Source organism: Paraconexibacter sp. (assembly GCF_059438195.1).
In genome coordinates, this window is sequence record NZ_JBLKKY010000025.1 from 1 (window position 1) to 9,897 (window position 9,897).

Here is a 9,897-nt window from a genome sequence, read left to right on the forward strand (position 1 = left end):
CCACGACGCGCCCGACGCTACCTCACGACATGCATGGGGCCGCGGACCGGCCGCGACTACGCCGCGACGAGCTCACGCGGCTCCTCGGCGACCTCCTCGAGCGGTCGCGCCTCGGTCCGCAGCGTCGCGGCGGCCACGACCGCTCCGACGACGGCGATGCCGGCCGCGCCGAGGAACGCCGCGGAGAACCCGTCGGTGAGGGCCCCGACGTCGCCGACGGCATCCGCGCCCGACGCGCTCGCCACCGCGGTCATCGCCGCGAGCCCGAGAGCCGATCCCACCTGGTAGGCGGTGTTGACGATGCCGGAGGCGAGGCCGCCCTCCTCCGGAGGCACCGAGCGGATCGCGGTCCCCAGCGACGGGATGAAGGCGAGCGCCATGCCGGTCGCGGCGAGGAGCGAGCCCGGGAGGACGTCGACGACGAAGCTCCCCTCCGCACGCGCGAGGGAGAGCACCGCGAGGCCGGCCCCGAGCAGCACGAGGCCGCCGACGACCATGGGCCGGGCGCCGAGCCGCGCCTCGAGACGCGGAGCGGCGAGGACCATGAGCACCATGATCGCGGCGGTCATCGGGAGGAGCGCCGCTCCGCCCGCGAACGCCCCGTACCCGAGCACCTGCTGGAGGTAGAGGTTGAGGAAGAACCACATCGGGATCCATGCGGCGCCGAGGAGGAGCTGACTCGCGTTCGCCGCCGCGAGGTTCCGGGCGCGGAAGAGGCCGAGCCGCACGAGCGGCTCCCGCCGCGACGACTGGAGAGCGAGGAACGCGGCGAGCAGCACGACCCCGCCGGCGACCGGGACGAGCGTCGCGGTCGCGCCCCAGCCCTCGTCCGGGGCGCGCACGACGCCGAGGACGACCGCCGCGAGACCCGCCGTCGCCAGGACGGCGCCGAGGACGTCGACGGTGCCGCGGCGCCCGCCGAGGGCCGGCATGAGACGACCGGTGACGGCGAGCACGCCGAGGGCGATCGGGATGTTGAGGTAGAAGATCCACGGCCAGCTCGTCCACTCGGTGAGAGCGCCCCCGAGGAAGACGCCGGCCGTCCCGCCGGCCGGCGCGGCCGCCCCGTAGATGGCGAAGGCCTTCACGAGCTCGCGCGGGTCGTGAGAGAAGAGCGCCATGAGGAGCGCGAGCGCGGACGGCGCGATGAGAGCGGCGCCGACGCCCTGGACCGCGCGTGCCGCGACCTCGACGCCGACGGAGTCGGCGAGACCGGCGGCGAGCGACCCGACGGCGAGAACGCCCCAGCCGACCGCGAAGACGCGACGGGCGCCGAGGAGATCCGCGAGCCGGCCGCCGAGGAGCAGGAGGCCGCCGAAGGCGACGACGTAGGCGTTGAACACCCACGAGAGGCTCTCCGGCGAGAACCCGAGATCGCGCTGGATCTCGGGGAGGGCGACGCCGATGATCGACGTGTCCATGATGACGACGAACTGCGCGAGCGCGATGACGGCGAGGGCCGTCCAGCGCCGCGGGTCTGCGGCAGGCATGAGGTGTCCCTTCATCTGTCCGGCCCGTGACGGCTCGCCCCTCGACCGCCTCCCCTGCGCTGCTCGGCGGACACGCAGCGCTCCGCGCTGCTCTCGCCGAGGGACCCCGCCGTCCTGGCGGGTGCGTCGGAGGAGTCGGTCGTGAGGGAGGCTCGTCATACGGGAGGGGGGTATATGAACGAGCGGCAGCGTATACCCCTGGTAGGTATGAGGACCGTGTTGTCGCTCACACTCGGGCCGCGCGCGTGACGACGCCTGCCGGGGCCGCGGCTCCGGCCCCGCCCCGGCCTCGGGAGCGCGTGGTCCGCCACGCGCTCGCGGTGCCCTACGGCGCGAGCTCGCGGAGCGGCGGCCTGCCGGCGCGTGCCGCGGCCGCGCGCCGCGCCGCCTTCGCGCCGGGTCCCGCCTTGATCGGATCGTGCGAGCTGAGGAGCGTGGTCGTCCCGGTTCGCAGGTCCGCGAGCACGACCCCCGGGGTCCCGCGAGGCTTCCCGCCGAGGCGCGCCGTCGTCGTGTAGACGACGCGGGTGCCGTCCGCCGAGACGTCGGGCTCGCTCGCCGCGCCCCCGTCCGCCGGGCTGACGACGACCGTCTCGCCGGTGCGCACGTCGGCGAGGTGGACCCGCGCGCGCCTCCCGCGTCGCCGGGCGTAGACGACGAAGCGCCCGTCCGGCGTGATCTCGGGGTCGACCGCGTGGCCGTCGGCCGTCGTCGTCAGCCGCCGGACAGCGCCCGACGCGAGGTCGCGGACGGCGAGCACCGAGCGCCCGTCGCGCCCGGTCGTGTAGGCGACGAGCCGCCCGTCCGCGGAGAGCGACGGCTCGCGCGCCGCCCGCGCGACCCGGGTCGTCGGACCGGCCGGGAGGTCTCGGACGTGGATCTCGGAGCCGCCGTCGGCCGTCGTGAAGGCGATGCGCCGCCCGTCACCGCTGAGGCGAGGCTCGAACAGCGCGGCGCCATCGCCTCCCACGCCGAGCCGCGTCACCGCCCCGGTCCGGCGGTCGCGCACCTCGAGCGCGTTCTCGGACCGACCGCCGCGCCCGCGGTCGTCGGTCGTCTGGTAGGCGACGACGACGCCGTCGGCGCTCAGGGCGGGGTCGTAGGCCGTCCGGGAGCCGCGGACGCCGAGGTGACTGAGGTCCGAGACCGCGCCGGCGGCGAGGTCGGCGTGGAGGACGCGCATCGCGCCGTAGCGCTTCGCGAAGTTGCGGTTGCCCTCCGCCAGCTCGAAGGCGACGGAGCGCCCGTCCGAGGAGAGGACGGCGTTGTACGCGGACTGGGGCCCGCGCGCTCCCGGCACGGGCGCGACCTGCGTCCTCGCCGACGTCACGAGGTCGACGCGCTCGACGCGGATCTCGCCGAGGGCCTTCGCCTCGGGGATCGTCGCGCGGTAGGCGTCGAAGACGACGCTCGTCCCGTCCGCGGCGATGGACGGGTTGTTCGCGTAGTCGTTCGGCGGCAGGAGCGGCGTGGACGCGGAGCTCGTCTGCGGCGGTCCGTTGTAGCGGGACTGGCCGAGGAAGCGCGGGACCTGGCGCAGCTGCCGGTCGAGGAGGATGCGTGCCTGCCGCGCGGTCATCGCCTTCGTGCGCACGCCCTTGCGGGCGGCGGCGCGCAGCGCGGCGTTCGCCCTCGCGAGCATCTCGTCCTGCGTGCGGCCGTGGAGACGTCCGATCTGCTGCGGGCTCATCTCCGCCCGCCGCATGCGCAGGTACTCCTCCACCGAGTCGACGCCGAAGATCCAGCGCGCCCGGTCCGGGATCGCGAGCTGGTGGAGCGAGTGGAAGAGGATGTGCTGCGAGAGATGGCCTTGCGTGAGGGTCCTCTCGGCACGCCGCACGAGGGTCCGGTGCCAAGCGCGGGACACCTCGTCCCGGCGCGGGGCGACGAGCTTCACCGCCGCCTCGCGCGGCGAGAGACCGCGCGCGCGGGCGAGCTGCGCGAGGTCGTGCGCCGCGTCGTCGCGGAGATGGCGCCAGAGCTCCCCGCGCGTGCGTCCGAGCACCCGCTCGAGCCGGTCCTCGTCGTAGGGGAGCCAGTGCTGGTAGACCCAGCGCTCGCTCGGCAGCCAGTGCGGCAGCGCCCCGGGAGGCGCGTCGGAGTCCTGGCCGTACGCGGCCGGCGCGACCGCGAGGACGCCGGCGCACAGAGCTGCGACGGCGGTTGCGATGACCCTCATCGCGCGACCATACTCCCGGCGCGCCATGCCGTGCCGGAGCCGCTCCGGCGCGCCTCAGCGCCGCCGGAGACGCGTGAGCCTCAGCTGCAGACGGGACAGCCGCGTCGAGGGCACGCGCACGCGGGAGGGGCGATCCCGGCACGTCCGGGTCCCCATCGGCGCAGCCAGCCGGCCGCACCCGGCACGAAGCGGTCGGCCTCGGGCCGCGCGGCACCCAGCCGCCGCGCGGCGGCGCCGCCGGTGCGATCCGCGGCGTGCGCGAGGTGATGCCGGAGCGTCTCGTGATCCATTCTGTGCTCGGTACGGGGGTCCCGGCAGCCTGGATCGGCGCGACGTCGCGGCGCCGCGAGTCGGCATGCGTCCGCCTGGCCGCATGACGGACGCCGGCGCCCGCACGGTCGTTCGGGCGCCGGCCACCGGTCACTCAGGCGCGCTGCGGGACCTTGCCGAGCGCCTCGCGGTACATCTGCATCCGCCCGGCGATCCCGGCGTCGCAGAAGCCCTCGATGTGCGTGATGCCCTCGACGCACATCTGCGCGTCGAGCGTGTTGCGCTGGAACTCCTCGTCCGCGCGGAGCGCATCGATCTGCTCCGCGGTCCCTCGGCACGTGATGTAGCCGTTCAGCTCGCCGTTCGGCGTGAGGAGCTGGACGTCGAAGGACTCGAGGCGTCCCTCCTGCTGCTTGCGGCCGAGGATGCCGAGCGCCTCCTCGAAGACCTCGAGCGCGCGCTCCTCGCGCCCGCGGACCGGAGTGCCCCAGCTCACGAACAGGACGTGATCAGCCATGGACCGACTCCTTGCTCTCGCGACCCGGCCATCCGCCGGGCCTGTCCGCTCACTGTCCCACTCGACGACCGGCGAGACAAGGGCGTCCGGAGCGGAGGAGCGGCACGGGGGCGTCGCCGCGAGACGACGCCCCGTGACGGCGCGGTTCAGGCGTGCGCGGCCTCGAGCATCGCCGCGCGGGCGCGGCTCACGCGCACCTCCCCGCTCATCACCCCGACGCGGGTGACGTTGAGGTCGACGAGCTCATCGGCGATCCACTCCGCCGCGAGATCGTTGGAGGCCTCCGCCTGCTCGGCGGTCTCGAACACGCTGATCGTCATGATCATGTCGTGGCCGGTGTCGATCGCCTGGTAGGCGACGAACCCCGGCTCCATCGCCAGCGCCTCCGCGAAGTCGCGGTCGACGCGGTGCATCGTCGTGTCCACCGATCCGGGCTGGACGCGATACGTCCTCAGGCTCGCGTACATCGCTGCTCCCTCCTGTGGTGGTCGGTGGCACGACGCTACGCCGACCGTCGGGAGCGGGCAAGAGGACGTTCGTCCCCCAGCGCGCCGCTCGCGGGCTGCGCGCGCCGGGAAGACCGCTCAGCGCGGGCCGGTGAGCCGTCGCACGACGCCGTCGGGGCCGCGGGCGTAGACCTGCCAGGCGTAGAGCGCGTAGTAGACGCGCTCGTCCTTGCGCATCCGCCGGGCGAAGCGCAGGATCGCCGAGACGTACGCCGTGGAGCGGTTGTAGGCGAAGAGCGCCCGGCGGTACCGCCGCGGGGCGCCCGAGGCGCTGAGGTAGTTCGCCGCCCCCATGATCGCGTCGCCGGCGTCGTCGATGTCGCCCCCCATCCCGTACTGCCGCCACGTCGACGGGAGGAACTGCATCGGCCCCCGCGCGCCGGCCGAGCTCGCCGAGCGCACGCGGCCGAACGCCGACTCGACGAGGTTGACGGCGGCGAGGACGTGCCAGCCGACCCCGAAGCGCCGCCAGGCGTCGCGGTAGGCCTCGCGCAGGACGCCGGCCGGCTCCGGCCGGGCCACCCGCACGGGCGGCGGCTTCGCGCCGCCCGTCGGGATCGCCGCGAGGGCGCGACGGGCGCGGACGATGTCGCGCGCCTCGCCGCGCACGTCGTCAGGCAGCCGCGAGATCGCGTCGTCCCCGAGGCGGCGCTCGGTGCTCGCCACCCGCAGGAGGCGCTGGTGGAAGAGGGCGAGGAGCGTCACGTCGCGCGGCGGCCGTCCCGTCGACGGGTCGCCCTCCTCGCGCCAGGTCTCGACGGCGCCCCGCAGCCGGCGGATCGTCGTCGTCAGCTCGCGGGCGAGCCCGCGGGGTCCCCGGGGGACGTGCGCGTCCGGCTCCGGGAGGTCGGCCGTCTCGACGGCGGCGGGCTGCGTCGCGGTCCGGGGCGAGGCCGGCCCGGAGTCCTCGGTCGAGCGGGCCAGCGCGACGCCCGCGAGCACGGCGAGGACAGCGGCGAGGACGGCGGCGACGGAGGCGCGGCGCACCCTCCCGAGGGTAGTCGCCCTCGCCCCGGGGATCAGCCGGTCCCACTCCGGGTACCAGACCGATGACCCCGACGAGGAGCAGACCCCCCGCGTGTCCTGGCACCCCCGACCCGACGACGACGACGACGAGCAGCGCCCCGAGCGGCCGAACTGGCGGCCGCTCGTCCTCGTCGGCCTCCTCGCGCTCGCGCTCACCGTCCTCGTCCTCCCGGCGACGTTCGACCGCTCGGAGGACGTCGACTACAGCGAGTTCGTCGGTCTCGTCGAGTCGGGCGAGGTCGAGAGCGTGACGATCGACGCCGACGGCCGGGTCGACGGCGAGCTCAGCGACGGGACGGTCTTCGACACGGTCATCCCGACGACCCTCCCCCAGGAGGAGCTGCGCGACGCGCTCGCCGCGCAGGACGTCGCGATCACCGCCGAGGCGCCGTCCTCCGGCTGGTGGCGCACCCTCCTCATCTTCCTCCTCCCGCTTCTCCTCATCGGCGGCCTCATCTGGTTCGTCATCCGCCGCGCGCGCTCGCAGATGGGCGATCAGCTCTCGCAGATGCAGGGCGTCGGCCAGAGCAAGGCGCAGATCATCGACGAGGAGCGGCCCGACATCACGTTCGACGACGTCGCCGGCTACGAGGAGATCCGCGAGGAGGTGAGCGAGATCATCGACTACCTGCGCGACCCCGCCCGCTTCCGCCGGCTCGGCGCCCGCGGGCCCGGGGGCGTCCTCCTCCTCGGCCCTCCCGGCACCGGCAAGACGCTCATGGCCCGCGCGATCGCCGGCGAGGCGGACGTCCCGTTCATCTCCGCCTCGGGCTCGGAGTTCGTCGAGATGCTCGTCGGCGTCGGCGCCGCCCGCGTCCGCGACCTCTTCGAGAAGGCCCGCGAGCGCCAGCCGGCGATCATCTTCATCGACGAGCTCGACTCGGTCGGCCGCAAGCGCGGCACCCAGCAGAACATCGCCTCGAACAACGAGCAGGAGCAGACCCTGAACCAGCTCCTCAAGGAGCTCGACGGCTTCGACCCGCGCTCGGGCATCGTCATCCTCGGCGCGACGAACCGCCCCGAGATGCTCGACGACGCTCTCCTGCGCCCCGGCCGCTTCGACCGCCACGTCGAGGTCCCGCTCCCGACGCAGGACGACCGCACGAAGATCCTCGGCGTCCACGCGCGCGGGAAGCCGGTCGCCGAGGACGTCGACCTCGAGACGGTCGCTCGCGGAACCCCCGGCTTCAGCGGCGCGCAGCTCGAGAACCTCGTCAACGAGGCGGCGATCAACGCCGTCCGCCACGACCGGGACGAGATCACCGCGGCGGACTTCGAGGAGGCCCGCGACAAGCTCATCATCGGCAAGCGGCAGGGCTCCGACATCCTCCGCGACGACGAGAAGCGGCGCGTCGCCGTCCACGAGTCCGGCCACGCCCTCGTCGCCGCGGCGGCGGAGAACGGCGATCCGGTCGCGAAGGTGACGATCCTCCCCGCGCGCCAGGCGCTCGGCACCACCGAGCAGATGCCGCTCGAGGAGCGCCGCCTGGCACCCGAGAGCTTCCTCGCCGACACGCTCGCGGTCCGTCTCGGAGGGCGGGCCGCCGAGAGCCTCGTGTTCGGCGAGCTCTCGACCGGCGCCGCCGAGGACCTCGCGGGCGCGACGCAGCTCGCGACCCGCATGGTCCGGGAGTTCGGCCTCTCGGACGAGCTCGGCCCGGTGGGCTACCGCACCCAGGACGACGGCGCGGGCATCCCCGGCCTCGAGACGCGGCCCTACGGCGAGGACGTCCAGCACCGCGTCGACGTCGAGGTCGCGCGGATCCTCCGCGAGTCCGAGGAGCGCGCCGAGCGGATCCTCGGCGAGCACCGCGACGTCTTCGACGAGCTCGTCGAGCGGCTCCTCGACCGCGAGGTCATCGACGGGAGCGAGATCTACCGGATGCTCGGCAAGCCGGTGCCGGGGACGCCGCAGGGCGCGGGCGCGCGCGGCTGAGCACCGTGGAGCTCACCCCGACGCTCATCGACGTCGCCGTCCCCGAACGCCCCCGGGGCGCGGTGCTCGTGCTCCACGGCGGAGCGAGCCGTGGACGCGCCGCCATGGTGAGCCCGACCCAGCTCTCCGTCGTCCGGATGATCCCGATCGCCCGGCGGATCGCGAAGGCGGCCGGCGGCCGGCTCGCGGTCCTGCGCCTCCTCAACCGCTACCGGGGCTGGGACGCGTCGCACACGCCGGTCGACGACACCCGTCTCGCCCTCGAGGCCCTCGCCGACCGGTTCGGGCCGCTCCCCGTCTCGCTCGTCGGGCACTCCCTCGGCGGTCGTGCCGCGCTCCTCGCCGCCGGGCACGACGCGGTGAGGAGCGTCGCGGCGCTCGCCCCCTGGGTGTACCCGGACGACGTCGCCTCGGGGGTCGCGGGAACGCGGATCCTCATCGTCCACGGGGACCGTGACCGGATCGCGAGCCCGGTGCGCGCCGCGCGTCTCGCCCAGCGCCTCGACCGCCACACCGACGTCGACTTCGTCCTCGTCGAGGGCGGCCGTCACGCGATGCTCCGCCACCACCGGAGCTTCGACGGCGCCGCAGCCCGGTTCGCCGTCGAGACGCTCCTCGGGGAGCCGCCCGAGGAGGCCCGCCTGCGTCTTCCGGTGCTCGGCTTCGGGAAGCGGCGCCGCATGCCGGTGACGTCGACGGAGACGAGGTGAACCCGCAGGGGCGCGCCGCCGGATGCCCCGGCGGCGCGCGCCGTCCTCCAGGCCGTCAGACCGTCGCAGGGTCGAAGGCGACCTTGTGCCAGCCCTCCCGCCGCTCGTCGAACCGCTCGTAGGCCTCGATCGCCCCGGTGAGGTCCTCGACCTGCGTGAGGATCCGCGACGGCGTCACCGCACCCGAGCGCACCAGCTCGACGAGCTCGGGCACGTACCGGCGGTGGTTGCAGTTCCCCGCCTTCAAGGTGAGGTTCTTGTTCATGAAGGCGCCGATCGGGAAGTGCTCGGCCTGCGGCGGGTAGACGCCGATGATCGCGAGCGTCCCGGCCTTCGCGATGGCCTCGACCTCCCAGCGCAGAGCCTGGGACGGCGCGTCGCCCGGCCGCCGGAAGCGCGAGCCGCGGGACGGGGTCTCCGGCGCGACCTCGGAGACCTCCTGCTCGTAGCTCTCGTCGCGGGCCTCCCCGGGCGATTCGGCGTCGACGCCGACCGCGTCGATGATGCGATCCGGACCGAGTCCGCCGGTGAGCCGCTTCAGCGCCTGCACCGGATCCTCCCGCGAGAAGTCCACGACCTCCGCGCCGAGGCGGCGAGCCTGCGCGAGGCGCGAGGGCATCTGGTCGACCGCGAGGACGCGGCCCGCGCCCTGGAGCTGCGCGCTCACGATGGTGAAGAGCCCCACCGGCCCGCAGCCGAACACGGCGACGGTGTCCCCGTGCCGGATCTCGGCCATCTCGGCGCCGAACCAGGCGGTCGGGAAGATGTCGCTGAGGAGGATCGCCTCGTCGTCGGGCACGTCGTCCGGCAGCTTCACGCACGTGACGTGCGCGAAGGGGATGCGCGCCTTCTCCGCCTGGAGACCGTGCCACGGACCCGTCGGCGCGGGGCCGCCGAAGAACGCCGTCCCGGCGTCCGGGCCGTTCGGGTTCGCTCGAGAGCACTGCGCGAAGTAGCCGGCGCGACAGTAGTTGCAGCTGCCGCACCCGATCGTCGAGCAGATGACGACGCGGTCGCCCGGCTCGAGGTTGCGGACGTCGTCGCCGACCTCCTCGACGACCCCGACGCCCTCGTGGCCGAGGATCGTGCCGGGCTCCATGCCGGCCATCGAGCCGCGCACGAAGTGCAGGTCGGTCCCGCACAGCGCGCTCGCGGTGAGGCGCACGATCGCGTCGGTCGGGTCCTGCAGCACCGGCTCGTCGACGTCGTCGACGCGGATGTCGCCGACGTCGTGGAACACGACGGCCTTCATGGATCGCTCCC

8 protein-coding genes are annotated in these 9,897 nt (G+C 74.5%); 2 read left to right on the plus strand and 6 right to left on the minus strand.

Features of this window, described 5'->3' with window-relative positions:
• Nucleotides 1–56: 56 nt before the first annotated feature.
• The 5 genes from ACME2J_RS10455 to ACME2J_RS10475 all read right to left on the minus strand — a co-directional run bounded on the left by ACME2J_RS10455 (nt 57) and on the right by ACME2J_RS10475 (nt 5,949).
• Nucleotides 57–1,490, minus strand: coding sequence for an MFS transporter (locus ACME2J_RS10455; RefSeq protein WP_495544852.1), 1,434 nt, complete (start codon nt 1,488–1,490; stop codon nt 57–59).
• A gap of 325 nt (nt 1,491–1,815) precedes the next feature.
• Nucleotides 1,816–3,669, minus strand: a complete 1,854-nt coding sequence (locus ACME2J_RS10460; RefSeq protein WP_495544853.1) for a TolB family protein — start codon at nt 3,667–3,669, stop codon at nt 1,816–1,818.
• A 424-nt stretch (nt 3,670–4,093) separates the two neighbouring features.
• Complete coding sequence (locus tag ACME2J_RS10465) at nt 4,094–4,456, minus strand: hypothetical protein (RefSeq protein ID WP_495544854.1); 363 nt, start codon at nt 4,454–4,456, stop codon at nt 4,094–4,096.
• Between the two features lie 146 nt (nt 4,457–4,602).
• Nucleotides 4,603–4,923, minus strand: a complete 321-nt coding sequence (locus tag ACME2J_RS10470) for a hypothetical protein (RefSeq protein ID WP_495544855.1) — start codon at nt 4,921–4,923, stop codon at nt 4,603–4,605.
• Nucleotides 4,924–5,040: 117 nt separating this feature from the next.
• Nucleotides 5,041–5,949: a lytic transglycosylase domain-containing protein gene (locus tag ACME2J_RS10475; RefSeq protein WP_495544856.1), complete on the minus strand. Its 909-nt coding sequence runs from the start codon at nt 5,947–5,949 to the stop codon at nt 5,041–5,043.
• Nucleotides 5,950–6,040: 91 nt separating this feature from the next.
• Between ACME2J_RS10475 and ftsH the strand changes: the two genes are divergently transcribed.
• Nucleotides 6,041–7,924, plus strand: a complete 1,884-nt coding sequence (ftsH, locus tag ACME2J_RS10480) for an ATP-dependent zinc metalloprotease FtsH (RefSeq protein WP_495544857.1) — start codon at nt 6,041–6,043, stop codon at nt 7,922–7,924.
• Between the two features lie 5 nt (nt 7,925–7,929).
• Entirely contained in the window at nt 7,930–8,634 is a 705-nt protein-coding gene (locus ACME2J_RS10485; protein WP_495544858.1) for an alpha/beta hydrolase, read from the plus strand.
• Nucleotides 8,635–8,689: 55 nt separating this feature from the next.
• Here ACME2J_RS10485 and ACME2J_RS10490 read toward each other — a convergent pair whose 3' ends face one another.
• Nucleotides 8,690–9,886, minus strand: a complete 1,197-nt coding sequence (locus ACME2J_RS10490) for an alcohol dehydrogenase catalytic domain-containing protein (protein ID WP_495544859.1) — start codon at nt 9,884–9,886, stop codon at nt 8,690–8,692.
• Nucleotides 9,887–9,897: the final 11 nt, after the last annotated feature.

What these genes read in the sequence shown, in the direction of transcription:
- ACME2J_RS10490 (WP_495544859.1), bottom strand. Translation starts at nt 9,886, where the DNA reads ATGAAGGCCGTCGTGTTCCACGACGTCGGCGACATCCGCGTCGACGAC.
- ACME2J_RS10455 (WP_495544852.1), bottom strand. Translation starts at nt 1,490, where the DNA reads ATGCCTGCCGCAGACCCGCGGCGCTGGACGGCCCTCGCCGTCATCGCG.
- ACME2J_RS10460 (WP_495544853.1), bottom strand. Translation starts at nt 3,669, where the DNA reads ATGAGGGTCATCGCAACCGCCGTCGCAGCTCTGTGCGCCGGCGTCCTC.
- ACME2J_RS10470 (WP_495544855.1), bottom strand. Translation starts at nt 4,923, where the DNA reads ATGTACGCGAGCCTGAGGACGTATCGCGTCCAGCCCGGATCGGTGGAC.
- ACME2J_RS10465 (WP_495544854.1), bottom strand. Translation starts at nt 4,456, where the DNA reads ATGGCTGATCACGTCCTGTTCGTGAGCTGGGGCACTCCGGTCCGCGGG.